General features: G+C 57.5%; 23 protein-coding genes. 8 read left to right on the top strand and 15 right to left on the bottom strand.

What is annotated here, in order from left to right:
* The first annotated feature begins 56 nt into the window (after positions 1-56).
* The 6 genes from K5E40_RS04055 to K5E40_RS04035 all read left to right on the top strand — a co-directional run bounded on the left by K5E40_RS04055 (position 57) and on the right by K5E40_RS04035 (position 4,100).
* Entirely contained in the window at positions 57-1,094 is a 1,038-nt protein-coding gene (locus K5E40_RS04055) for a DNA topoisomerase IB (RefSeq protein ID WP_221729739.1), read from the top strand.
* 145 nt (positions 1,095-1,239) lie between these two features.
* Positions 1,240-2,253, top strand: coding sequence for an ATP-binding cassette domain-containing protein (locus K5E40_RS35510; RefSeq protein WP_409339124.1), 1,014 nt, complete (start codon positions 1,240-1,242; stop codon positions 2,251-2,253).
* Positions 2,208-2,897 (top strand): ATP-binding cassette domain-containing protein, encoded by a 690-nt coding sequence (locus K5E40_RS35505; RefSeq protein WP_409339123.1) that lies wholly within the window; start codon positions 2,208-2,210, stop codon positions 2,895-2,897. The genes K5E40_RS35510 and K5E40_RS35505 overlap by 46 nt, the downstream gene beginning before the upstream one ends.
* Positions 2,898-2,968: 71 nt before the next feature.
* Positions 2,969-3,199: a hypothetical protein gene (locus K5E40_RS04045; RefSeq protein ID WP_221729738.1), complete on the top strand. Its 231-nt coding sequence runs from the start codon at positions 2,969-2,971 to the stop codon at positions 3,197-3,199.
* A gap of 121 nt (positions 3,200-3,320) precedes the next feature.
* The gene (locus K5E40_RS04040; protein WP_221729737.1) at positions 3,321-3,551 is read left to right on the top strand and encodes a hypothetical protein; all 231 of its coding nucleotides are present in this window, start codon (positions 3,321-3,323) and stop codon (positions 3,549-3,551) included.
* Between the two features lie 264 nt (positions 3,552-3,815).
* Positions 3,816-4,100 (top strand): hypothetical protein, encoded by a 285-nt coding sequence (locus tag K5E40_RS04035; protein ID WP_221729736.1) that lies wholly within the window; start codon positions 3,816-3,818, stop codon positions 4,098-4,100.
* 105 nt (positions 4,101-4,205) lie between these two features.
* Here the strand turns inward: K5E40_RS04035 and K5E40_RS04030 are convergent, their stop codons facing one another.
* The 5 genes from K5E40_RS04030 to K5E40_RS04010 all read right to left on the bottom strand — a co-directional run bounded on the left by K5E40_RS04030 (position 4,206) and on the right by K5E40_RS04010 (position 9,912).
* Positions 4,206-5,270, bottom strand: coding sequence for a fimbrial protein (locus K5E40_RS04030; RefSeq protein ID WP_221729735.1), 1,065 nt, complete (start codon positions 5,268-5,270; stop codon positions 4,206-4,208).
* Positions 5,271-5,431: 161 nt separating this feature from the next.
* Positions 5,432-5,866: a hypothetical protein gene (locus K5E40_RS04025; protein WP_221729734.1), complete on the bottom strand. Its 435-nt coding sequence runs from the start codon at positions 5,864-5,866 to the stop codon at positions 5,432-5,434.
* Between the two features lie 33 nt (positions 5,867-5,899).
* Positions 5,900-8,455, bottom strand: a complete 2,556-nt coding sequence (locus tag K5E40_RS04020) for a fimbria/pilus outer membrane usher protein (protein ID WP_260455508.1) — start codon at positions 8,453-8,455, stop codon at positions 5,900-5,902.
* A 75-nt stretch (positions 8,456-8,530) separates the two neighbouring features.
* The gene (locus K5E40_RS04015) at positions 8,531-9,271 is read right to left on the bottom strand and encodes a molecular chaperone (RefSeq protein ID WP_221729733.1); all 741 of its coding nucleotides are present in this window, start codon (positions 9,269-9,271) and stop codon (positions 8,531-8,533) included.
* A gap of 92 nt (positions 9,272-9,363) precedes the next feature.
* Complete coding sequence (locus K5E40_RS04010; protein WP_221729732.1) at positions 9,364-9,912, bottom strand: fimbrial protein; 549 nt, start codon at positions 9,910-9,912, stop codon at positions 9,364-9,366.
* Between the two features lie 909 nt (positions 9,913-10,821).
* On the opposite strand from K5E40_RS04010, the gene K5E40_RS04005 reads away from it, so the two are divergent.
* Positions 10,822-11,106, top strand: coding sequence for a hypothetical protein (locus K5E40_RS04005; RefSeq protein WP_221729731.1), 285 nt, complete (start codon positions 10,822-10,824; stop codon positions 11,104-11,106).
* Here the strand turns inward: K5E40_RS04005 and K5E40_RS04000 are convergent.
* The 3 genes from K5E40_RS04000 to K5E40_RS03990 form a co-directional block, all read right to left on the bottom strand.
* Positions 11,100-11,603, bottom strand: coding sequence for a lysis system i-spanin subunit Rz (locus K5E40_RS04000; protein WP_221729730.1), 504 nt, complete (start codon positions 11,601-11,603; stop codon positions 11,100-11,102). The two genes, K5E40_RS04005 and K5E40_RS04000, sit on opposite strands and share 7 nt — an antisense overlap.
* Positions 11,600-12,205 carry a glycoside hydrolase family 19 protein gene (locus K5E40_RS03995; RefSeq protein ID WP_221729729.1) on the bottom strand — a complete coding sequence of 202 codons (606 nt, stop codon included), beginning with the start codon at positions 12,203-12,205 and terminating at the stop codon, positions 11,600-11,602. Before K5E40_RS03995 ends, K5E40_RS04000 begins: the two co-directional genes overlap by 4 nt.
* A 181-nt stretch (positions 12,206-12,386) precedes the next feature.
* On the bottom strand, positions 12,387-12,791 hold the full coding sequence (locus K5E40_RS03990) for a DUF1353 domain-containing protein (RefSeq protein WP_221729728.1): 405 nt from the start codon (positions 12,789-12,791) through the stop codon (positions 12,387-12,389).
* Positions 12,792-12,901: 110 nt separating this feature from the next.
* Here K5E40_RS03990 and K5E40_RS03985 point away from each other — a divergent pair, with 110 nt between their 5' ends.
* Complete coding sequence (locus tag K5E40_RS03985; protein WP_221729727.1) at positions 12,902-14,158, top strand: DUF4214 domain-containing protein; 1,257 nt, start codon at positions 12,902-12,904, stop codon at positions 14,156-14,158.
* An 11-nt stretch (positions 14,159-14,169) separates the two neighbouring features.
* On the opposite strand, the gene K5E40_RS34890 is transcribed toward K5E40_RS03985, so the two are convergent.
* Genes K5E40_RS34890 through K5E40_RS03950 form a run of 7 tightly spaced genes read right to left on the bottom strand, consistent with a single transcriptional unit; the run spans position 14,170 to position 23,724 of the window.
* Entirely contained in the window at positions 14,170-14,802 is a 633-nt protein-coding gene (locus K5E40_RS34890) for a DUF4376 domain-containing protein (RefSeq protein WP_260455507.1), read from the bottom strand.
* Positions 14,802-15,947: a hypothetical protein gene (locus K5E40_RS03975; RefSeq protein WP_221729726.1), complete on the bottom strand. Its 1,146-nt coding sequence runs from the start codon at positions 15,945-15,947 to the stop codon at positions 14,802-14,804. The genes K5E40_RS34890 and K5E40_RS03975 overlap by 1 nt, the downstream gene beginning before the upstream one ends.
* On the bottom strand, positions 15,947-16,327 hold the full coding sequence (locus K5E40_RS03970; protein WP_221729725.1) for a hypothetical protein: 381 nt from the start codon (positions 16,325-16,327) through the stop codon (positions 15,947-15,949). Before K5E40_RS03970 ends, K5E40_RS03975 begins: the two co-directional genes overlap by 1 nt.
* Before the next feature lie 9 nt (positions 16,328-16,336).
* Entirely contained in the window at positions 16,337-16,762 is a 426-nt protein-coding gene (locus K5E40_RS03965) for a hypothetical protein (protein WP_221729724.1), read from the bottom strand.
* Positions 16,762-17,664, bottom strand: a complete 903-nt coding sequence (locus K5E40_RS03960; protein WP_221729723.1) for a hypothetical protein — start codon at positions 17,662-17,664, stop codon at positions 16,762-16,764. Before K5E40_RS03960 ends, K5E40_RS03965 begins: the two co-directional genes overlap by 1 nt.
* Complete coding sequence (locus K5E40_RS03955) at positions 17,661-23,357, bottom strand: phage tail tape measure protein (RefSeq protein WP_221729722.1); 5,697 nt, start codon at positions 23,355-23,357, stop codon at positions 17,661-17,663. The genes K5E40_RS03960 and K5E40_RS03955 overlap by 4 nt, the downstream gene beginning before the upstream one ends.
* A 55-nt stretch (positions 23,358-23,412) precedes the next feature.
* Positions 23,413-23,724, bottom strand: coding sequence for a hypothetical protein (locus K5E40_RS03950; RefSeq protein WP_083333715.1), 312 nt, complete (start codon positions 23,722-23,724; stop codon positions 23,413-23,415).
* Positions 23,725-23,764 lie beyond the last annotated feature (40 nt).

Raw genomic sequence — 23,764 nt, 5'->3', positions numbered from 1 at the left:
GGCCTCAGTGCGCGGTCAATCGTTTTACCGACCGCTACGCCCCCAAGGAAGCTGCCATGCCCGATACCGCGTTGACCGACGCTCTGCCCTGCGACCTGCATTACGTCGACGACACGCAGCCCGGCATCACCCGCAAAAAACTGCGCGCCAAGTTCAGCTACTTCGAGCCCTCGGGCCAGCGCATCACCGATTCCGATGAGATCAAGCGCCTCGACGCCCTCGCCGTGCCGCCAGCCTATACCGATGTGTGGATCTGCCCTGACCCGCGCGGCCATTTGCAAGCTACCGGTCGTGATGCCCGGGGTCGCAAGCAATACCGCTATCACCCGCGCTGGCGTGAAGTACGCGATGCCGACAAGTACTCGCGGCTGCGCGAGTTCGGCCTGGCGCTGCCAAAACTGCGCAAACAACTGGAAGCGCTGTTGGCCGCGCCCGGCTTCAGCCGCGACAAGGTCATGGCCACCGTGATCACGTTGCTCGACGCAACGTTGATCCGGGTCGGAAATACGCAATACGCCCGGGACAATCGTTCTTACGGTTTGACCACCCTGCGCAGTCGGCATGTCGAGGTCAACGGCAGCGCGATCCTGTTCCAGTTTCGCGGCAAGAGCGGCATCGAACACCAGATCACCGTCAAGGACCGACGCTTGGCACGCGTCATCAAGCGCTGCCTGGAGATTCCCGGGCAAAACCTGTTTCAGTATCTGGATGAGCAAGGCGAACGGCACACCGTGAGTTCTTCCGACGTCAACGCTTACCTGCAAACCCTGACCGGCGCCGATTTCACCGCCAAGGACTACCGCACCTGGGCCGGCAGTGCCTTGGCATTGGCGGTGTTACGCGAGCTGCAATGGGAGTCAGAAACGGAAGCGAAACGGCATGTCGTTGAAATGGTGAAAGGCGTCGCCAAACAGTTGGGCAACACCCCGGCGGTGTGCCGCAAGTGTTACATCCATCCCGCTGTGGTGGAAAAGTTCATGCTCGGCGCCCTCGCTGAGCTGCCGCGCCCACGCGTGCGCAAGGGCTTGCGAACCGAGGAAGTAGCCTTGGCGATGTTTCTCGAACGAATGGGCGATATGACGCACGCAACTTGATCGACTGGGCAGCGTCATCTAGGCTATCGACCTTTCCATTTCTCAGGACGACCGCAGACGTGAACAACCTGGCCTTCTAAAAATGTAAGCGCGGCACGCCGTTCTCGGCGTTTGTCAGTTTTCACGACATTTTTTGGAGGTGCCGATGGCTCACGTCTCGCGTACGTCTGCACTCGTCTCCCTGAATCAACTGAATTTTCAGTTCGCCAATGGCGAGATGATTTTTAACGCACTGAATTTGCAATTCGATCATCTGCCGACCGCTGTCGTCGGGCGCAACGGTGTCGGCAAAAGCGTGCTCGCGCGGCTGATTACCGGGCAGCTAGAGCCTACCGCCGGCAACGTGACGCGTTCAGTTTCGGTGCGCTACGTCCCTCAAACCTTCACTTCCATGCCCGGTCAGACTATTGCCGATGCTACGGGCACAGCACGAGCACTCGCAGCATTGGTGCGACTCGAACAGGGCAGCGCCAGTGCCGAGGATTTTGACCTCATCGGCGAAGGGTGGGATCTGCCGGAGCGCTTGCGTCAGCGACTTGATGAGGCCGGGCTGCCCAACATCGGCACGTACGATCTGACTGACAATCTCAGCGGTGGCCAGCAAGCCCGGATCGCGCTGATCGGCGCGCTGTTAAGTCAGGCGCAATTGTTGGTGCTGGACGAACCGACCAATCATCTCGACCACGCGGGCCGGCAATGGCTGATGCTTGAACTCGAACGCTGGCGCGGTGGCTTGATTGTCGTCAGCCATGACCGGCAATTACTCGAGCAGATGCGGCGAATCGTCGAAGTCACATCAGTCGGTGTGACAACCTTCAGCGGCAACTATTCAGCGTATTCCGAGCAGCGTCGAGTGCATCAAGCCGCCGCGCAAGCACAGCTTGATCAAGCTCGAAACGAACGCCAGCGCGAGCGTTCTCGGCTGCGGCATGAGCACGACACGATTCAGCGTCATGCCGCTGGCAGCCGCCGACATGCGCAAACTGCCAACATGGCGAGCTTCGAGCGAAGCGCGGCGAAGCGCGGCGAAGCGCGGCGAAGGCGGCTGCGAGGGAAATCATGGGACGCGTACGGGGCGGTCATCAGTTACGTAAATCCGAACTGGATACCAGAGTGCGTGACGCCTACACAAACGTTGCGCCCGACGACGGTGTTCTGATCCATTTGCCGGGGAGCGCTGTTCCGAGTACTCGCCAGACCTGCACACTCATCGAGGCCTGCTTGCCGTGGCTACCGGTCGATGCGCCTTCAACCTGGCTGAACCTGAGCCTCCACGGGCCGATGCGCGTTGCCGTCAGTGGTCCAAACGGGTGTGGCAAATCCACCCTGCTGAAAATGCTCGCCGGTGAGTTAACGCCTGAGTTCGGTGACTGCACCACCCACGTGCCTTGCGCCTTCCTCGATCAACACCTGACGCAGCTGGAAAATCGCATGAGCATTGTTGAGCAGCTCAAAGCGCAGCGAACACCCTTGGACGAGGGCACCTTGCGCAGCTACCTGGCGCACCTGCAATTGAACGCGCAGTGTGTCACCCGCCCCTGTGCCTCACTCAGTGGCGGTGAGCGCCTGAAAGCGGCCCTTGCATTGGCACTGTGGCGCCAGACGCCCGCGCAATTGCTGCTGCTCGATGAGCCAACCAACCATCTCGACCTGTCCTGCGTAGAAGCCTTCGAACAAGCCTTAAAGACCTTTCCCGGCTCAATTGTCGCGATTTCCCACGACCAAGCGTTTCTCCGAGCGTTAAACCCCACCCATTGGCTGACCTGGGAGCCCACAGGCTGGCGCTGGCAACCGACGAGCTGAACTGTCTATTTTTTGCACGATGGCCAAGGCCTTCTATAGTTGATGTGACACGAATCAGCTGCGGTGACGCCATGGAAGACATTTTCGTCGTGAAGCGCTGCAACAAGATCATCATTCACGGTCGACGCGCCGAAGACAGCCAGCATGATCCAGCCCAAGCCTTGGGCTGGTTTCGCATCTGCGATACGCGCACAGGCGGCTTCATCGGTGATGGCTACGACGCCGAGGAGGACGCACGGCGCGAATGCAAACGGCTCAATGCAGTCAGTTCGCCCATACCGGCCCGGCAGTCTTCGGCCTGATGCTGATCAAATGCGGGTCTATACTGAAATCTGCTGAAGGAGCAGCGCCCCAATGGCAGAAAGCTCGCAACTCGCGGGCTTTTTGCTGCCGCTCAGCGGTTTCATAGAACGGAGGTGTTTCATGTCCGAAAAAGAGTCCATCACCACCCTCCTCACCCTGCTCGACGCCCGGCAAGCACGCCTCGCAGCGGCTTGCAAAGAGATCGCCGACTGGGTCGATCACCAAGGCGGACACCCGACCGCGCTGCGCATCCGTGATCGCCTGAACGATATCGAAAAGGACGCGCCGCTGATTCGCAACACGCTGTCGGCGCTCAAGCCAATCGATCGGCCACTGCCTCGATTCAAATAACGCCAGCAGTCATTGTTTCGGGCCTTATCAGCGGTGGCACACGCCTCACCGGGTTTTCGCCTGTCCGGTATTTACGGGCCTGCGGCGCTCGCGCTTACTTTTCACATAGCCATCACATCAGTGCGCTTAGAGTGAAATCACTCCTTTAGTACATACCTCTCTCACCCGCCCGCATGCGGGTGTTTTTTTGTCTGCTGCTGCAGTCACCGAACGGCAGCGGCTGTGGGCTGTCATAAGCTGTACATGTCACGAAGGAGACGGCTAATGGTTATCCACTTCAACGTCGACGGGCATCTGGCCTGCGGTCATAAAGGTAAACATCTCACTGCGAGTCGAGAACTCAATCGAGTGAAGTGCCGTAGTTGCCGTAATACCGATGCCTACAAACAGGCCAGAAAAGACCACCGCAATGCGGCTCGACGCACTGCCCGCCAAGCAAAAGCCTCGCACGGCGCAGCAAACTGGCGCGCGGAATGGATTGAGCGTCTGACAGCGATAGCCGGACTTCAGCGATTGCCTCGCGGATTTGCCGGGCAGGCATTCGTTTAGAGCTGCACAAAGAAAACGGGCTGATAAATATCAGCCCGTTTTTTGCGGTGTTTATAAAGAAGTGAGTTTTTGCTTTGCCCTCACCGCCAACGAATAGCCCTTGGATTAACGGTAAGTAACCGAAAAACTTGCATAGCCGTTTGCGCTGCCCGGCGTGGGCGTAGCCCCCTCGGCGATCTGGATATATCGCGCCTTCAGCGGCACCGTCGTCGTACCGTTTACCACGCGATTAAGCTGTACCGGCTGCCCCAAATTCATGGGTGTGCCGTTATCCCGTAATACTTGAATCGCCACGCCTTGAGCCGTTGAATCGCTAGACAGACTCAAAATGCCGTTGGCCGCATCGATGATGGTCGATGTCTTGTTACCGTCGATCTGGATATTGGCAAAATTACCGGTGAAGTATGCGTTTGCACCGTTGACCGGGTAATTACTGCCCGCGATGCAAGAGTTAAGGGTGATGGCAAAGGACTGCGCATCAGTGGTGGAGTTTTTACCGTTGAATACGCGTTTTTCCCAGTTCCCCATAGGAACGTCGATCTGGTTGCCGGGGGCTGCTGGCAACGAGCAACCGGCGAGCGTTACCGTAGCGGTGAAGTTCAGGTCGAACATAGGCCCCATGTCTGAAGTGCCAGTGGCCACCAGTTGGTTGATGGTATGGGTACCGGGAGCGATTTCGCCTGTTTTGATCAGGGCGTATCGCATCATGGCCTGAGTCATGGTTGCCGTACTCGGGGCGGAGCGGCTCATGTTGAACGGAATGAATCGGTTGGGATTGCCCACCGGTGGCTGCCAGGACGCGGCAAAGCCCGTCATGTAGATGGCGAGTCCAATGCCGGGTACGTTTGTCTGCAAGAGTGCATTGCTCGGAACATTCAGTACATCCACAGGGATATTCATTGCCACAGGCCCGATCAGCGCGGTGTTGTAGGTGCCTGAGACGTAGCAACTGAGCGTGTCACCGAAATTGAGCTGACGCGCCGTCGATGTAGTGTTGAGCGTGGTACCGACTGGCACATCCCTTGGGGCGAACACTGTACCGGCGGCAAGCGTTAATTGTTTGGGCGTGTTGTTCCCGGAAAGCCAAGTGCATGCGGCCATGGCCGGTGCCGCAGCGGACATCAGGGCAACCACCAAAATACAGCCAAGGAGTCGTGATTGAATCTTCATGGTTTAAGTCCTTGAGGGTGTACCTCACCGCCCTTCCGGGCATCAACCTGCACATTGTTCAGTGACTGGCGTAAACGCCTTTAGAGCGCAGAATTATCGTTAACGAAAGGTCTATGGCCTGTAGCTCTAATCCCGTGAGCCTGTAGGAAATTTCCCGACGCTCAGTCGAACAGGGAGCCGTCAGCTTCGAAAGCGGGATCAATCGCCAGAAGAAAATCCATCAACTCGGCACGGTCGATCGTACGGATCAGGCGAACCTGCTGGCGCGGACGCTCAGTAAAGGTTTTTGACCAGCGTTGTTGTCGCTCCGGCTCATAAATCAGGGCATGGCGTAGACGCGGGTTATTCAGACAAAAATCCCGTGCGTTGATACCCGCCGCAGTGATCAGATTGGCGTTGACGATCAGCAGGTCGAAGCGCTCGCCAGGATCAGGGCTGTAATGGGTGAGCGTCACCAGGTCACGGAAAGAGCTGGCAGTGGCGATCCGGTAATAACCAAAAACATTCAGGTCTTTTTCAATCAGTGAGCGCTGCTCGCTCTGCGGATCGGCAACCAATACTCTGAAAGACTTGCTGGAAAAGCACACATTAACCATCGGCAAATACTCGAAGATTGAAGTGCGCTCAAGCTACTCAGGCTTGAGGCTTGCAGATGTAGGAAACTTCCCAAGCATCGTCTTCACTTGCATATCGCCTCCATCACACGATAACCGTCGACCACCGGTGCCTGACTGATATCCAGTTGAATCTGGCAAGCTTGCGACGCCTTCCCCCCCCCACTTCATGCTGTAGGTCTTGCTCTCTCCCACCGACAGCAGAACCTGTCCGGCCTGACCAACGACGCCAGCACTGACACCTTTGTCATCGACAACACTGGTGCCGAAAGGCAAAAGCGAGCCGTCTCCCAGCCGAACGTTGAGCAATACTTTTTCCGAACGGCTGGCCGCGAAGGTGGCCTTGACCACTGCGCCTCGTCTTGGGACTACGTTGGTCACGCCTTCGGCAATATCGACGCTGTTATCGAGCTCGCCCGTGTCCACAGCAACACGGTTTTTCCGGTAGGGCGTGACATAAGGCACCAAGGCATAGCCTTTCTTGTTGGTCAGCGTACCGGGGGCATTCAGCACACCTACGTTTGGCGTGTCCTTGACCTCGACCAAAGCCACGGTCTCGCCCAGGGTCTGGCCGAATTCCAGGCCATCGCGGTGAGCCAAAACCGAGCCTGCGGCACTGACCGACGTCTGCCGGTAACCACTGCCAACGCTGACGCCTGCGCCCAACTGCGCAAACGGCGCCCGATAGCCGACAAGGGCCGAACCGTTATTGCCGGCGCTGTCCGAACGGTTGGCGTTGACGTTGTAAGTGACCTCGCCGTCTCGTCCACTCAGGCCGGCGCGTTGATCCAGGCTGCCGTCATTGTTGCGGGTCACGGTATACGTGCCGGTGCTGCGGGTATTGCCGATCGGCATGGAGACGGTGAACACCACCTGATTGTTCTGGCCGAAGTTGTCGCTCAGGGTTTTGCTGGCGTAGACGCCGTAGGTCACCCCTCTTTGCTGGGTGTTGAAGCCCACCTGCATCTGTTTGTCCTGACGCGAGGTTCCCCAGTAGTTCTGCTGGCTCATGTTCAGGTAGAACGATCCGTAGCTGTCCAGCGCTTGGTTAACGCTGGCTTCGACCTTGCTGCGCTTGGAAATGTTGTTGAAGTCGTTAGGCTCCTGAAGATTCACCGCCTCATCAAAGTCGCGATAGCCTTCCGTGGAGTAACGATAGCCGGCGAAACGCACCGAAGTTCCGCTCTCGAATGCTTTGCCGTAACGCACGCCAAAACTCTGGCCTTTTTGTTTGCCTACCGGGCCGTCGACATCACGTGGCACATCGGTTTGCGCCTGAGTGACATCCAGCGACACTGCGCCCAAGCGGCCCAAGCTCTTGCCTACACCCACCACCCCGGCGCGATAGAAATCGGCGCCCAACAGGCCACCATATAACGTCAGATCAAATGGCAAGCCGTAAGCCAGTGAGGCCTGTGCAAACGCCGGACGCTGTCCGCCATCCACCGCGTTATATTCACCGGCGGTCAGGCTGTAGCGCCAAGTCTTTTCCCGCAGCATGTTCGCCAGCGTGGCATAGGGTTGAGTGAAACGCCGCTCGCGACCATCGGCTTCGGTGATGACGATTTCAAGATCACCACTGCCCGACGCCGCATTGAGGTCATCGATCTCGAAAGCCCCCGGTGCCACATAAGTGGTGTAGAGCGAGTAGCCGTTCTGACGGACTTCGACCTTGGCCTGGGTTTCGGCGATGCCGCGAATGATCGGCGCGTACCCTTGCATTGAGTCAGGCAGCATGCCCATGTCGGAGGCCACTTGCGCCCCGCGAAACGGGATGCTGTCGAACACATCACCGGGCGTAAAACTCTCGCCCAGCATCAGCGTGCCCTTGATCCCGGTCAGATCACGCTGCGCGTAGGTGTTGCTGCGCTGCCAATCACGCCCGCCGTCCTGATCCTGACGGAATGAGGAGCTGGAACGAAAGCGCCAGTCCCCCAGGTTAAAACCACCGTTGGCGTAGAGGTTGTATTGGTTGCTGTTGCCACGGGCGTCACTTTGCGTCTGCGCAGCCGAGAACTGATAGTTGAGCAGCCCGGCAGTGATCCCGCGATCCCATTCCTGCGGCGCAACATAACCAGCGGCATCGCGGCGCAAGGCAATCTGAGGCACGCTGATGTCCAACGCCAGGCGGTTGGCATCGAAACTCACCGAGGCGCCTTCGATCAGCGCTGCCAGGTCGATGCATTCGCCCAACTCTTTGCCCGGGGTCTGGAAGGCGTCCAGTTTGACCCCAAGCTCGGTCAAAAAACCGGCCGTCAGACACGCGCGCACTTCAGCGCTCTGCTCATCCTTGGCGAAGGTGATGTCACGTCGGTCGAAAAAGCTCTGATTCAAGCGAACGACCACCGGATACGTGCCCGGCCCAATGCTGCCGCTGTTGGCGACGGCATCCAGATCAAGGTTAGGACCGGCATGGGAGCCACCCAATGACTGCATGAAGCTGGAGTCAAATTTCGCCGGCTCATCAGCGTGCACCAACCCGCTCACCAACGCCGCCAGGATGGCGACGGACAACCGCAGCGGGGTAAAAGGCACGGACGGACAGTCAAGATTCAGGGCATCGGTTCGCATGACAATACTCAATACGCTGCCGCCACGCGGCCTAGGCAGCGTGCAGACACATTCGCAAGGAAAAGGATGAGAGCGTTATGGGGCGCTGGTCAGGGTCACTGTCTGAGGTGGGCTGTAACCCCCGTAATCGTTAATCGCAGAGAACACCACCTCACCACTGCGACCACTGAAACCCGGCAGTGGATAGCGTTGACTACTCATCGGCGCGACCATTTTCGGTTCGTTCACTTCGACGAAATGTGTACCCGCAGCGACTTTCACACCGATAAACGAGACATGGAACGCCGAAGGGTTTTCAACCAACAGCACAGGCTTGCCCTGCTCTTGCGTCAGGCTCCAGCGCAGACGATCAAGGGCGTCCAGCGGATTACCCTTGAGGTCGGCTGGGCGATAGAACAACTTGATCCGAGTACGCATGGCGATTTTGAGGGTGTTTTCGTCAGCCTTGCCGACGACTGGAATTTCCTGGGCGTTGAAATAAAACACCGATTCGCGATCTTTCGGCAGCTCGCCAGGGACCTTCTGAATCCTGACCATTTGCTCTTTGCGAGGGTCTAGACGGAACAGCGGCGGCGTCGCTACAAACGGTGTGGCCGTGGTGTTGTCGTCCGCTTCGGTGTTGATCCAGGTTTGCACCGCGTAAGGTTGCGGTGTCGTGTTGCTGATAGTGATCGAGGCATCACGCTTGTTGCCGTCAAACACGATTCGCGTGCCACCGAGCATCACACCGGCCTGGCTGACGCCACTGAGCAGCATGCTGCTCAACAACAGGGTCAGTACCGCTGTGATTTTGAAAGGGGAAACAAGAATTTTCATTTCGATCATCCTCTTGTCGCTATGACCATCGCGGCCATAGCGAGGGGAAGGACAGCCAGAGCGCAGCGCCACTGGCTGTGCATCGACTGAACTTACTGGTAGTCGACGGTAAACGCAGCTTTGGCATTGGCCGGACCCGAGGTCGCGACGCCGGTAGCGATGTAGTTGGCGGTGAAGCGCAGCGGCTGAGTCAGATCCAGGTAAGGAGACGACTCCAGACCCAGTTGCAGGTCCTTGCCGGAGGCATCCTTGATCTGCACCGCAACGTTGGTAGCAACGCCCGCCTCTGGAACCAGACCGATCCATTGGCCGCTGGCACCCGCGTTACCGCTCAGGGACAGGAACTTGACCACCGCTTTTTTGCCGGTCACGTTGCAGCCAGGTGCCGTGGTGTCGATGGTCAGCGTAAAGGCGCCACCGCCTGCCACTTGACCAGCCGAGGCCAGTGCAGTCGCCGGCACGCTACCAAGACCAACATCACCCGCACCGCCAGCACCGTTAAGGTCGTCGACCACAACCGGGCAAGTGTTATCGGTCACGCTGCCAATGAAGTTGATTTCACCATCAGCCGCCATTGCTGCTTGCGAGGCTGCACCGAGAACCAGAGCGAGAGTCAAACCTTTGAGGGCAAACTTTTTCATGATCACATCCAAATAATTTAGAAGTGTCTGCAAGCCTTCTCTCGGCCTTCAGACGGATCGACGGAGCCTGCCCGGCGTCGGGTCAGGGCGTTTCGTCTGGGGCAATTATCGAGACACGGGGAGGATGCTGATGTAGGACGTTTCCGCGCGCTTGTAGGAATATTCCCAGCGGCGTCATCCCTGAGTTTTTGCGAGGCGACTTAGGATACGAAACTGCGCAGGGAGCAGCGCAAGCTATAGCTTGGGCATATCGCCTTGGCGATGAGGAGGATTACATCGGGGAAGGGGCGGGGCGAACGTCACCCCGAGCCGGCAAAGCGCGGAGCAGACTTCAAATTGTGGAGCGCAAACGAAAAGGGCCTGCATGAGAAATCTCACGCAAGCCCTTGATATTCATGGTGCCCGAAGCCGGAACCTAATTTGACCAAAAAACACCAGTGATTACTGAGGTCTGTGCAAGACAATCAATTTTGATGTACTGATCCGTGTACTAATTGATCGTCGCTGGCTCGATTCACCCGGCTCGCAGGCCGCCACCTTACCACTTGGTGTGACAGCTCGTCGCCTCACCCTCGCCCACCCGCACTGTCTCGATTACTGTATATGCAAACAGTAATCGGCAAGGCATTCCCGTGGACCCCCTCTATATAGAAGACACCGACGACTGGCTCGGTACCCCAACACCGCTCGAAACCTGCCGGCACCAGCTGCGGATGTATGAGAACAAATTCGAAGCGCTCACCCTTCAGCTGCAGCGAGCGCTGGAAAACGTTCAAGGCTTGGTTCGGGATAATGATCGGATCACACAGGAAAGGGACTCTCTGAGAGCAAAGCTCATGTCAGTCGAATCGGATTTGCTGACTGAGAAGCGTAAATTTGTTCAAGTTGAACACCAAAGGAGCTTTCTCCATGATGAAAACCAGCGATTGCTCCGGGAGCGGAGAGACAGTGAAGAGGAATGAAGTGGCCCGCGCCATGAAGAACCTTGAAGATCTCGAGCTCCCACTAGTATTGCAGAGCAAGATCGGCGGTCATGTGCGCAGGGTTTCGGATGCTCAGGGTGAGGCCGATATTCGCCTGGAGGTCGAACGCGCCGAGGGTTTTGTGGAAGGGCTGGAAGCTGCCCGTTGCTTGAACCCCGCCACGATTGAAGCGCTTTTCATCATTGTAGAAAGCGCATCGGTTCGTCATTGAGCCAGCGCTTTCACATACGCCTGGCATGCCTGTAGCGCGATCAGTCCCCGGTCACCGGTGTCGGTGATGGCGATAATTCGTTGAGCATGCGCTGGGTCAAGCTGGGCTCGACGGGCTGCATGAACCACGCCGACGGCGCCGGGGGTGGCAGGCACGTTACAGCCACTGGCTGAATCCTCGGCAAGGAGGACTGACAGCCGCAGATCAGAAGTAGCCAGGCGATCACGCAGCCTTGAAATATTTTTCTGTGCATCACTAAATTCCTTGAAATGCGCTTCGTCTATAGATTGAAGACGGCCTTCTAGGCCCAGGCGCTTGTCCTGCTCGATACGGGTCTGGGCGGCAGCGGCATTGCCGATAGCTGTCAGGTCCGACTGGTGCAAGCCGTCCTGCACGGCCAGTCGCTCGCCCATGCGCCAGTCCTGCACCTGCCAGGCACCGCCAAATCCGATGGCGAGCGCCAGCAGGATAGCGGCCAGGACTTGACCGGGCGTCATGCCAGCACCTTCAGCGCCTTGTCGTACAGCCCCTGGCGGTCGGCCTGGCCGTTGAGCCCGCCATTGATGCGCAGCGTTACGCCTTTCAAGTCGCCGGCATCGGCCAGGGTATTCAAGCCATTCACCGACCAGAACCATGCGGCCGACAGGGCGGCGTATTGAGTCTGCTCCAGCAACTCCGGCCGATTGACCAAGTCCAGGCCCAGGGCATCGCCACACGCTGCATAGTTCGTCTTGCCGGTCACCTGGAACAAACCACGACCGCGATATTTCCAGCCATCACCCGGCTCGGTGTTGCCCATGCGACCGGCATACACGATGTTCGCGATCTGCTCGGGCTTGCGGGCTGCTGCCGTTGCTCGAACCAGGTCGAACCGGCTTGGCCAAGTCTTCATCAGGCCTTCAGCGCTGTAGTTCAGGTTTTCCACCAGGCGCGTCAGCTGGCCAGACTCATGGCCGACCTGGGCAATGAAGGCGGCAATGCGCAAGCGAGTGACAATTCCGTATTTGCCCATGGCCGTGTTCAGCACAGGAACAAAAACGCCGGCTTGGCGGCCGGCGTTCGGGAGGATCTGCAGCAACTGCTGCTCGGTAATGGGCATGACTTTCTCCAAGCGACAAAAATACCCGCACTTGGCGGGCTGGATAGCTGAAACTTGTGGTCGATGGGTTGGGTGCTTCACAGCGCCGGCACTGTTATGATCCCGGCACGCCCTCCTTGCCCACACGTCCATAGAAGGGAATAGAAACCCCGAAGCCCGCGAATCTTCGGGGTTTTGCTTTTCAATCTCCAGGCGAAGAAAACCCCGAACTTGTCGGGGTTGCTGTGTACTGCTTGGCGCCGCCTATCCTGACACCGGCCCACATCAGCCATGCCCTCCAGCGCGCCACACCCTCCGCACGCAATGCCCGGTACAGCACCGCGTCCGCCTCCTTCCGGCTGAGCTGGCCGCCGAAGTACAGCCAGTCATGCACGGTCGCAGCGTAGTTGCCGTACCCCGACACCAGCGCGAACAGGACAAACAGGAATGCGTTGTGCAGCACCTGGATGCTGGCGAAGTCAGTGACGAATCCGGCCGGCACGATGATCGTGCGCTGATAATCGTCGGCCAGCACCAGGTCATCGAGCAGCTTGTAGGTGCGGCGGTCGGTCTGGTCGGTTTTCAGCGTGGTGATGAAGCGGCTCAAGGCATGTCCTCCAAATGTACTGACAAGTATCCAGACTGATATCAAAGTGATATAACGCCAGTTTTCGGGCGCCAGAAGATATGCCCGCCTATGCAAGCAAGGAGCAACAAATGGCTACTGGGGATATTCGAATTGACGCTCTACTAGAGTCGGTTCAAGCAAGCTTGGCGCTGCAGCACAGGCCAGGCACTGGGGCAGAAATTACTTACAGCTTCCTCTCAAGCCCCTCGGTTAGTTACCAAATCTATGGCTTCCAAACATTCAGCCAGGATCAGCGCAGCGCGATCCGCTCAATGCTGGATGAGATCTCGTCACAAATCGGGGTTAACTTCCGTGAAGTTGATCAAGGCGGCGTCCTTCAATACGGCATGTATAGCGGCAGGGAGGGGATTCCCAGTTCGATAGTGAGCAAAGCAGAGTCAAAAACTGATGCCGGCGGCTCTGTGGTTTGGTTGAATTCCACGTTTACTCAGTTCCAAAACCTTATCAGTGGCGAGGGCCGTCAAATAGCGCTCCATGAGACAGGGCACGCTCTTGGGCTCAAGCATCCCGGCCAATACAGCGAGTTCGACACCGGCCCGTATCTGCCCGCGGAGCTTTCTACTGCCAATCACACGATCATGGCCTACAACGGTGGAAACACAGAGCATCTTGGCGACCTCGACCTCCTCGCGCTTCGATTCCTATACGGCGCCTCAAACAATAAAATTGATCTCAACGTCATTAATGTGACATCGCAATCTGCTGTTGGCAGTTACTTTAACGACCTCTTTGTTCTTGACACCAAGGGTGTGACAAATCCGGTAAACGTCTCTGGCGGAATGGGCACGGACGCCCTACAAATTAATGTATCTTCAAAAAGCGCAGCACTCCAAGCTGACCATAAGCAACTCACATTTTCAAACGCAGATGGGAACTCATCCGTCGTTGCGCTAGACAGCGTCGAACGTATCAACTTTACCGACGTGTCGCTTGCATTTGACATCGAAGGAAACGCCGGCCAAGCATATCGACTTTACAAAGCGGCTTTTGATCGGACTCCTGATAGGAGCGGCCTGGGTTATTGGATAAAAGAACTGGATAACGGTGCTCACCTTCAAGATGTTGCTAACAGCTTTATCTCCAGCACGGAGTTTCTGAGCCTATATGGAGCCAGCCCGACCAATCTGCAAATCGCTACCAGTCTGTATCAGCACGTCTTAGGCCGCACTCCGGATCAAGCAGGATTAAATTATTGGGTGGATCAACTCGACAAGGGCCTGATTAGTAAAAGCGGAGCGCTGGCCAGTTTTTCGGAGTCGTCCGAAAACCATATCGCCGTGAGTGGTCAAATACAGGCGGGAATCGAATACTTAGCTTATAGCTGACTCAGAGTTCGCTATTCTGGATGCATTGGCCACCCCTCTTCCAGCATCTCAGCGGTGATCGAGCCGTCGGCCACTGCGCCGAGAAGCACTGCCTCCCGATCAAAGCTGGCCTGCACAAAGGTACGCACCGCCGAGGCCACGCCGATGATCTGCTGGGCTGTCAGATCGACGAAGCCGGCCACTGTTTTCCAGCGGACCGAATAGGCCGGGTCCAACATAGCGGCCAGAGCGGCGCCGGTGATCAGGCCCTGGCTGTCCCGACCAGTGTCGATGGGCATGCCTTCGACGGTGGTGCCGGAGGTCTCGGCCAGCCAGCGGCGAGCAGCAATGCGATCAGCCCACTCGGCAGCAGCAACTGAATCCCGCGCCGCTTTCTCTGCCGCCGTCATGGCTACCTGTTTGCGGGTCACCAATACGACCTGGCGCTCAGTGTCGAGGGTCAGCACCTCGGCGCCCCACTTCTTGTTGGGGGCCAACTCGCCCTCGGTGTTTTCTTCGGGCCACCATGCGACATCCTGCACACCCAGTGCCGGATCAGTCCACGACAGATCGGCAAGCGCTGCGAGAGCTTCAGGCGTGCCGGACCGATCAAGAAAATCAGGAACAGGCTCTCGTACAGCCTTACCGCTTTCGATCTTAACCATCAGGAAACCCTCACAAAGGCTGTTTTATCCGGGTCGAACGCTTGGATGCTGGGGATGTTAAAGTTGGTATTCGTCAGCATAAAGAATCGTGCTACCTGGGCAGAAGCTATGTTAGATAAAACAACCATGTACCCCCCGCCGACGGCATACGCCTGATTATATGCGTTGGCGGGAGACGTTATCGCCGTACCGAATTTATCCGGGTAATCAAAGTTAGATACGCTTACCCCGGTGGCAGGAAAGAAAAAGAACCTTCCGTAGTAGAAAGCGAGAAGCAGGTTCGCGCTAGAGCTAGCGCCGGTTATCCAGGTCAAGCCGTCCCAAGAATACAGAGCCGGGTCGCTTACGTTACTGGTTATCGTGAAGAAGCCATTTCCGTATGCTAAGCCCCTAACTCTTCGGCCGGAGGGCAGGGTGACCGTAGTCCATGTTACGCCATCAGTGGTTGTGGCGAGTTGTGCGGAATTACTCGAATAGTTGCCAACTACAAACCTTCCTGAGCCGAACGCTATTTTTGCCACCGCATAAGTTGGGCCTGACGTTCCCCCCGCGACCCAAACAACTCCGTCCATCGAATAGGCGGTTGCACTGCTCGCGTATGCTACAAATCTCCCATTTCCGTATGCGACACAAGACCATGTACTTGACGCTGGCAGTGTCTGTTGTGCCCAGGTAATTCCGTCCGCAGATGAAGCGCAAAATGCAACGTCTGTGGCGATTGCGACAAAGATGCCGCCACCGAAAGCGATTCCTGTATAGGTTGCCGCGGGCAGTGATCCGCCAGCCTGCCAAGTAGCTCCAAAGTCGCTGGAAACTGCCGTCATACCGCCGGAGCTTATGGCGATGAACAGCCCGGCGCCATAGGCGATGGCTATCCACGTCGTAGAAGAGGGCAAGGAAGGAGTAGTAATCCCAGGGTTAAGCGGGAAAGCTTGGGTGTAGGCGTCCCCAATCGCGTTATACAGCGCACTATAGCTAGCCTTCAGCAAACTTCGCCCATCCGCCGGAAGTTCATTTGACGCGGCTACCCCGGCGTGTGTCGTTACATCCCCAACAACCCCGGCAGCGGATACATTGCTAATAGCGCTGCGAGGGATGCCTAATGGATTCCCAAGCGGATTCCCTAAGGGGTTACCATAAGCCATTAGTAATCCTTCCATGTAGCGAAGAAAGTTACCCCGGCCGCTTGTGCGACCAGCAACGAAACATCCAGGGTTTCATTGGCCCCCAGTTCAATAGGAGTTGCCGGCGTAATGTCGAACGCAACCTGCGGTATCTTGGCCGTAAGTGCAGAGGTGTAAGCAGGTAGCGTTTCAGAGCGTATGACTTTACCCGCTTTGTTAACGTCGATGCCTGTCGCGGTAACGGTGCCCTTTGGCGTTGCGCGGATGCTCGTAACAACGCAGCCGTTTACCCCGGCGGTTACTAGAACTGTGCCCGCCGTGCCGATAGCCGTGGCGGCTGTTAAGTCAACGGCATTCGTCTTTGGAGTTTGCGCAAAGGGAGCAGTGAATGTGTTTGGCATGATAGTTCCTTAGAATGACAGGGCGGCGGAGTGCATAAGGGCGAGATTACCAATCGAGCCTTGCGCGGACTCAGCGGCTGTGGCGGATGCGGCTGCGTTACTGGCCTGCACGGCGGCGTTACTGGCTTGGGCAGCAGCCAAGGCCACCTGCGCCTCGCCATTGTTGGTGGCGTCGATGGCCGATTGTTCGGCGGCGTTTTTTGAGTTGTTTGCGGCAGAGGCCGAATCGGCTGCTGCGTCGGCCGAGTCGGCAGCGGCGTTCTTGTAGGCTTCGGCCGCATTGACCTGGGTGGCGACCCAGACAAAGGAAGCGTTGAGCTGCACCACCATTGGCTGCAGCGCGCCAATCATGGCATCAGATTTCGGCGTGAAGTCTGCAGGGCCATCGCTACGGCTGGGTGCCGGTGGCAAATTCGATATAGCAGGTACGGCCATCAGATAACCCCTTCAACAGTGATGGAACAGTCGGAAACAGTCGGGCCCGAGAACACGATCTGAAAGTCCTTGTAAAAGCCGAACAGGATGGTGGCCTCATAAGATTCCTCGCCAATCCACACCACCGGCGTGGCACGCAGATCGGCCAGCAATCGCCGGACCCTCGTCACCTCAGACGTGTCGAGAGCGATATCGAAGTCAGCTCGATTGGAGAACGAACGCTGAATGACAACGGTGTTGCCGAAGTCGTCCGTGGATTTACGGCTGTAGTCGTTGATGCCCACGGAACTGCCATACAAGGCGGTGCCGATTTGCTTCACAGCGCCGATCACCAAGTGCCCAACCGCTGCCACCTCGGCTCCGGCATCGATGGTCAGTACGATATTGGCCGAGCCGTAAGCCGGCATATCAAGCACCACAACGTCAGTGCGAATGCCGATTGGCTCGAAAAACCAGTCGTACCAGTTAGTCACTCCCGCATCGACCAGGCTGATCTCTTTGCGGTACACCTCCCCTTCCAGTGCATCGACCATCGAGACGGTGACCGACTTGCCCTTGAGGTTGAACAAGGCCAGGGAATTGACCACCGCCCCCGGCTTGATCGTGACTTCAATCGTGTCGGGGTTGGTAGTCAGCGACTCCACCTTGTTGTCGAACATCCGCCAGCGATTGGTAGAGCCCAGATCTAGCCACTTGGCAGGATGATCCTTGTCGATCACCTCTTCCCCCGGCTTAACTCCAGCCGGGACGGCGGCCAGCGCTTGGTAAATGTGGTGATTCCAAATCACCTTGGTATCGATGTCGTAGGCAGTGGTCGAAACCCATGCCGCGAAGTCCGTTTCAGGCACGTTGCTGCTGACCAACTTGGCCGGTGTTATTTCAACCGGCTTGATGAGTCTCATATGGCGTAGTCCCTTTCTTTTGGCGCACCTTCGGTATCCCACTTCTGAAGCAGCGAGGCGACTTGCTGATTGGTCTTGGCGATCTGGAACCGCTGCGATTTGTTTTCCTCACGCATCTGCTTGAGTTCGGACAAGAGCGCAGCGTTATCTCCGCCACCCCGCAGCATTGACGCCGTCTGGTTGGCATTGAAAATGCGGCTCGGGCCTGTGACCTCCAGTTCCGGACCGTTCTCGCCCACCAGGCGCAAACCGCCACCGAAGTCACCACCGCTGGCATAGCCGGGCACCTTGATTGCCTGGCCCTTTTCCTTGGCCGCGTTAGCAATGGCCTGGGCCAACTGGTCATAGGTGATTGCGCCGCTCGCGAGCTGCCCCTGCCAGTAATCCTTGCCAGCTGCATCGGCCTCCCGCCCCAGCAGCGACTGGTACACCGAATCGATCAGCGTGCCGTTGTTGGTTGAGGTTCCATCGGAGGCTTTACCGGTGATGCCCGCCAACGCAGCCACGACCGCGAGGTTCATCGCATTGATGGCCGCCGTAACACCCATCACCGAGTTGTCGACGCCGTTGAGCGCATCCATCTGCGCCTGGGCGAATGCCAACTGCGAATCGAACTGAGCCATCTGAGCGTCATACGCCGCCTTGGCCAGCTCGATTTGCGTCTCCAATCCCTTCAGCGACTTCTCTGCAGTGGTGAGCTGCTTGCCATTGATGCCGTTCAGCTCGGCAACAACGTTGGCCGTGCGACCTTGATCCCGCGCGAAATCCTCCATGGAGCCGTACAGGTCGGTGTTGTTGTTGCTGACCGTATCCAGCGCATCGCTCAAACCCGTGAAGCCCGACAGCGAACCACCGGAACGTGCCGTGGCCAGCGCGCTTTGCAGCGTGGCTTGTGCCTGGGCGCGCAGCATCTTCACGGCGTCATCCGAGTCGCCGCGCAGAGCCTTGAGTGCTGCACCCAGATCGTTGCCGACCGAAGTCAGGCCGCTGACGCTTTCTGTCGCGGTGCTGACCATGTCATTGAGTGAGGTGACACGCGCGTTATAAGCCTCGGTCGTCGCCTTCTGTTGGGCAGAGATTGCACGCTGCAGGGCGCTTTGAGCGTTGCCCGCTACACCGATCAGTTGCTCGGACATCGCTTGCACGGCTGCTGCGGCAGCGTCCGCGCGCTGCTCGAGGATCGAATAGGCTTGAGCCGCATTTCCGGACAGGCTGGTAAGCGTGACGTACATCTGCCGACCCGACTCGGTTGTCCGATCCAGCGCTTCGACCATGTCCCGATACGCATCACGTGTACCCGGCAGCTTCACGCCCATCGCTTCGAACTGCTTGTTCACTGTCGACAGCGCGTAGTCGGCCTTTTCCGTGTCCGTGTAGAAATTCTCGAAAAAGGAACTTTCTCCGGCTTTCAGGGCTTCCAGCCCGCCCGCCATGGAAATCAATTGCTCCGCCATGAATCCCGTGCTGACCGACACGTCGTACAGCTTCAGACCCAGCATGTCGAATGAGTCGTTGACGCTGTACAGGTCGTTGACGAACGTGGTCAGCGTCTCGAAGTTGTAATTCTCCAGGCCGGAGTTGGTCGCTGCATTGATCGCCGAAACGGCCGAGTCACCCAAGCCAGAAAACCACTTGTCCAGCTCCTCCTGGATCGCTTCAGGCGTCTTGCCCTGGGTGCTGATCTTGGTCGCCGCCACGTTCAGCCCATCGAATACCGACTCGCTGAGCTGAACGCCGAGTGCCGAAAACAGCCCCATGGAATTGAGCAGCTTGTCGTTATAGGCGGCGCCGAGCGCGCTTTCAGTCTCTGCGTCGAGCTCGCTATAACGCGTGCGCTTTTTGCTGCTGGAGAACAAGCCTCCTTTCTTCTTCTGGTAGATGTATTGCTGAGCGTCGAATTCGCCATCATCAACACCGAGCGAGATACCACCGTCCTTGGTTTCCCACGCGCCACCGAACAGCTTCTTGCCCACCGCACCCCATACCGCTTGGTGCAATGTCGAGCCGCTGATGATCGCGGCCAGCTTTCCGCCTACTAGCTTGCTGTTGATTTTGTCGGTCATCTCCATGATTCCCGACTGAATCGCCAGCGGTGCCATGGTGGCCTTGCCGAAGGCGGTGTGCCCTCCGCTATCCAGCATTTCGCCCGCGTCGGGACGTACACCGGCGTCATACAGCTTGCCGGATTGATACATGCCCATGACGATCGCGAGCGGCCACATGGCGGCTGCACTGCTGAGTGCCGCGGAGACACTGGCAGCCATGCCGGACGTCGCCGCCGCCGTGGTTGCGCCAGCCACACCGATGCTCGTACCCACCGATGCAGCGCCCTCTGCCACCGCTCCACTTAACATGGCAGCGGTGATTCCTTCGGCACCTACCGTCGCGGCTGTACTTGCTGCAACTTCGGCAGTAACGCCGGTCAGCGCTGCGGTGGTCGCAGCAGTTCCTGCGGCTGTTGCGCCAGTGATGGCGATATTGCCGCCGACCAAGCTGGTAAAGCCACTACTTAACGTCGAAGCGATACCGGACAGCATGTTGCCGTAGTAGCCGGCACCACCAGAAATCGCACCGCCGATGCCGCCGGACGCATAACCGGAAGCGATGGACGAACCAACACCCGTCACGGCACTCCAGGCCGAGTACAGGTTTTTGCCCAGGCCAACCATGCCGCCCCAGCCGTTGGAGTCGGAGGCGTTTCCGCCTCCAATGAGCGACCCGACAGCGCTTCCGAAGCTGGTCGCGCCATTGCCACCGCCACCACCTCCGAAAACCGCGTTCAGAAGCGGTGCGATCACCTGCTGCTTCACGACAATGCGGGCCAGATCGGCAATCACCGAGTTGGCGAAGTCCTTGAAAGAGGCCTTGCCGGTGGTGATGAAATCGACAAATACGTCTTCGATGCCGGTGAAGGCATCAGAGAACGCAGACTCAGTCATTCCAGCGGCATCGCTGGCCTCATCGACGTAGTTCCTCCAGGCGCGAGACACGCCATTCGACCAGTCGCCCCGAAGCTGCTCTTCGTCCCTGTAGAACTTCTCTTGCTTGGACAGCCGCTCATTTAGGGTGTCCTCAAGAATCTGCGTCTCCCGACTGTACTTATCCTTATCGCCGCTCGTTGGATTAACGATATTTCCGTAATCTCGAGTCAGCCGCTCCATTTGCTTTTGATAATCCTGGCGGATTTTCAAGTCTTCTTTGAGTCGCGCGCGGTCTCTGTCGCTCAGCCCAAACCCGGCAAGTTGGTTGTCCAGCTCTTGCTGGGCAAGATTGAGACTATCCTGCACGGTCTGAGCGAACGCCTTGATGGCCGCCTCGTCCTTTTCAATTCGGCCCCGCATCTCAATGGATAGCACCTCCTGATCAGCATCCAGCTTCTTCAGGGCATCGACCATCTTCGACCTGGAGTCGGCTATCTTCTGGTCAATCTGAATGCGCTGGGCGCTGGTGGTGCTGGACTTGTCGCGCACAGCTTCAAGCGCCGTGATCTGGCCGTTATAAGCGGCCTCGATCTCAGTCTTCTCCTTGCCGATCAATGCCGACTTCTGCTCGGCATACTGCTGAGAACTGATCAGTCCAGCCTTCTGCGAGGCATCCAGAATACGGAGGGAGTTCTGGTAGCTGGCAGTCAGCGCCTTGAGCTTGTTGTCGGCGTCGTTGAAGGAGGTGAGGTCTACGGCAGATGCGGCCGTTTTATTGGTCTTTTTCTGGTCGTCGGCGATCTGCTTTTTCAGCGCTGCCAAAGCCTTCTCGTACTTAGCCTGATCGCCTGCAGACCAAGAGTTATTATCGATGTTCTTGGTGCGGGCTTTATCAAGCTCAGCGATTCGCTTATTCAGCTTGTCGACGCTTGTGGCTGCCGCCTCGCTTTCGCGGTTGAGCAGATCAATGCCGGCTATTGCGTATTTCTGAGACTTGTCTTGTTCAGCAAGATACTTGGTGCGCGCTAGATCCGCGTCGCGCTGCAACTCAAGGAAGTTGATTTGCCCTTGGATATCAGCCCGCTCCTTCGGGCTGACAGCGCCTGCGTTCATGCGCAAACCACCAACGTCGTAGGCAGCAGAGCCGGTAAGCTTTTTCCTTAGTTCTTCGATCTGATCTGCGTAGCTCTGTTCACGACCTACATTCTTGAGGCCATCTACTGCGTCAGCGGCCGCATTCTTGACGCCGTTCCATGCTTTTTCCCACAGGCCGAGATTCTCGGTAACTTGCTTGGATCGGCTCTGAACGGTATCGGCATAGGTCTTGGTCAATAGATCGGCAGCACCGACCGTATCGCCCTGCTCCTTCAGTGCGGCGATCTGTGAGTAGACCGATGCAGTCAGGAAGTGGTACTGGTCGTTCAGTTCTTTTGCCGCCGCGACCGGGTCCTTGGCAATTTTTACGAACTCGGCAATGGTTGCATCTACCGACTTGCCGGTGGCATCTTCCATCGCTATGGCGGCATTTGCGATCTGCTCAAAGCTTTCGCTGGCAATCTTCCCGCTGCTAGCCAGCCCAGCGAGAATTTCAGCAGCCTGCCCAGTCGTGCCATTGGTGGCGCTCACCTGCTGCGCCAGATCGGACAGTTGGTCGGCGGATGTGCCAGCGGCATTGCCAGTGAGGATCAACGCCTTCTTGTACTCGTCGGCCTCCTGGCTGCCCTTGTTGTAGCCGTAGATGAGCAGTCCGATTGCTGCTGCTGCTGCCGCGGCGGCGCCAATAATCAGCCCCAGTCCTGCTGATACTGGTCCGCCAGTCAACCCTAGTGCGCTAGCAGCCTCTTTCGCATTTTTTGATGCGTCAGCCGCTGTGTTCGCGCCCTCGGCCATTCCTTCAAGACCGTCCGCCGCCGCTTCCGACCCTTCGGCTACTGCATTTTGCTGGGACGCAAGCTCGCCAAGGGCGGCGCCGGCGCCCGCAATGCCATTACTGCTACCAATGATCGAGGAAAAGAAGCCTTTTACCTTGCCGCCAAGCACATCGATAGTGTTCCCGATACCGCCGAACGAGTCCTTGATTTGCCCACCCTGCTGGATGAGCACCAGCAACGGATTCTGCCCCCCAGCAAGGCTGGTGAAAATATCAGTGAATTGGGCTGGAAGCTGACGAAGTGCCGCTTCAGTCTGTTTAGCCGACACACCTGTCCGGTTGAGTCCTGTACCAAAATTTGCCAGTGCTGATTCGGTTTGCTGAAGCTTGGTTTTGTACTCAGCAAAGGTTGCGGGGTCGATAATCCCCGCCGCCTTGAACTTCTCCAGCTGGCGCTGCTGATCGCCCAGCCTCGCCAATGCAGCGGTGGTCGGGTCAATTTTTGCCAGGAGCTGTTCAAGCTGGGTCCGTTGCTCCGCTATTGCTGCTGTGGCCTTTTTCTCTGATGCGACAACCTTCTCCTGCGCGGCACTGCTTTCAGAGGCGGCTTTGGCGCTCTGGCGCAACGCTGCCGACTGATTAAGTTGTTCGCGTGCAGCAGCAGCAGAGGCGCCAGCCGTGGCCTCGTAGGCTCGATTCAGCGTCTCTTGATAGGTGCTCGACTCCAGCGCGGCCTTGCCCAAAGCAAGCAGTCTGGATTTCGCCTGCTCAGACGTTTCGGCAACCTTGTTGATGGCCTGCTCGGCGCGCGCGCCAGCCTCAACCATCCCGTCGAGGTTATCAGCCGCCTGAACTGCCGACTCAGAATTTACTGCTAAACCAAGCTCGGCAATGGTTGTCATGCTTTTCTCCGGGCATAAAAAAACCCGCCGAAGCGGGTCTTTTAATTAATCTGGGTCAGGGTTTTGCGAGACTGCATGTAACATTTACATAGCTCTCATCCTGATATTTGGCGGACGGGCTTAGGTCAATACTTTGGACAACATAGGGATGAAAGCCGGTATAAGCGCCCATCAGGTTTTTTGCATTGAACTCTCCGCAAACGACTTTTTCTCTAGATGGCGGCATGTAAAGCACGCGTTCATTTTGAAATTTTGCGGAGTCGCCGTCATTTAGCGTTTTTCTCAGTTCGTCGCGGGCCTTGTTGATATCGCTGTTTCCACAGCCTGACAGCACTGCCAGGGCCATGAAGCACCATGCACTTTTCATCCGCATCACTCCCTTTTAAGAGCTTCGCAATCTACCACCA

Source organism: Pseudomonas baetica, assembly GCF_019733355.1.
Classification (GTDB): domain Bacteria; phylum Pseudomonadota; class Gammaproteobacteria; order Pseudomonadales; family Pseudomonadaceae; genus Aquipseudomonas; species Aquipseudomonas baetica_A.
The sequence above is the reverse complement of the archived record's forward strand: the minus strand, read 5'-3'. Positions and strand labels throughout refer to the sequence as shown.

Coding starts and splice junctions, on each gene's coding strand:
- K5E40_RS04055 (WP_221729739.1), top strand. CDS start 57: ATGCCCGATACCGCGTTGACCGACGCTCTGCCCTGCGACCTGCATTAC.
- K5E40_RS35510 (WP_409339124.1), top strand. CDS start 1,240: ATGGCTCACGTCTCGCGTACGTCTGCACTCGTCTCCCTGAATCAACTG.
- K5E40_RS04045 (WP_221729738.1), top strand. CDS start 2,969: ATGGAAGACATTTTCGTCGTGAAGCGCTGCAACAAGATCATCATTCAC.
- K5E40_RS04040 (WP_221729737.1), top strand. CDS start 3,321: ATGTCCGAAAAAGAGTCCATCACCACCCTCCTCACCCTGCTCGACGCC.
- K5E40_RS04035 (WP_221729736.1), top strand. CDS start 3,816: ATGGTTATCCACTTCAACGTCGACGGGCATCTGGCCTGCGGTCATAAA.
- K5E40_RS04030 (WP_221729735.1), bottom strand. CDS start 5,270: ATGAAGATTCAATCACGACTCCTTGGCTGTATTTTGGTGGTTGCCCTG.
- K5E40_RS04025 (WP_221729734.1), bottom strand. CDS start 5,866: ATGGTTAATGTGTGCTTTTCCAGCAAGTCTTTCAGAGTATTGGTTGCC.
- K5E40_RS04020 (WP_260455508.1), bottom strand. CDS start 8,455: ATGCGAACCGATGCCCTGAATCTTGACTGTCCGTCCGTGCCTTTTACC.
- K5E40_RS04015 (WP_221729733.1), bottom strand. CDS start 9,271: ATGAAAATTCTTGTTTCCCCTTTCAAAATCACAGCGGTACTGACCCTG.
- K5E40_RS04010 (WP_221729732.1), bottom strand. CDS start 9,912: ATGAAAAAGTTTGCCCTCAAAGGTTTGACTCTCGCTCTGGTTCTCGGT.
- K5E40_RS04005 (WP_221729731.1), top strand. CDS start 10,822: ATGATGAAAACCAGCGATTGCTCCGGGAGCGGAGAGACAGTGAAGAGG.
- K5E40_RS04000 (WP_221729730.1), bottom strand. CDS start 11,603: ATGACGCCCGGTCAAGTCCTGGCCGCTATCCTGCTGGCGCTCGCCATC.
- K5E40_RS03995 (WP_221729729.1), bottom strand. CDS start 12,205: ATGCCCATTACCGAGCAGCAGTTGCTGCAGATCCTCCCGAACGCCGGC.
- K5E40_RS03985 (WP_221729727.1), top strand. CDS start 12,902: ATGGCTACTGGGGATATTCGAATTGACGCTCTACTAGAGTCGGTTCAA.
- K5E40_RS34890 (WP_260455507.1), bottom strand. CDS start 14,802: ATGGTTAAGATCGAAAGCGGTAAGGCTGTACGAGAGCCTGTTCCTGAT.
- K5E40_RS03975 (WP_221729726.1), bottom strand. CDS start 15,947: ATGGCTTATGGTAACCCCTTAGGGAATCCGCTTGGGAATCCATTAGGC.
- K5E40_RS03970 (WP_221729725.1), bottom strand. CDS start 16,327: ATGCCAAACACATTCACTGCTCCCTTTGCGCAAACTCCAAAGACGAAT.
- K5E40_RS03965 (WP_221729724.1), bottom strand. CDS start 16,762: ATGGCCGTACCTGCTATATCGAATTTGCCACCGGCACCCAGCCGTAGC.
- K5E40_RS03960 (WP_221729723.1), bottom strand. CDS start 17,664: ATGAGACTCATCAAGCCGGTTGAAATAACACCGGCCAAGTTGGTCAGC.
- K5E40_RS03955 (WP_221729722.1), bottom strand. CDS start 23,357: ATGACAACCATTGCCGAGCTTGGTTTAGCAGTAAATTCTGAGTCGGCA.
- K5E40_RS03950 (WP_083333715.1), bottom strand. CDS start 23,724: ATGAAAAGTGCATGGTGCTTCATGGCCCTGGCAGTGCTGTCAGGCTGT.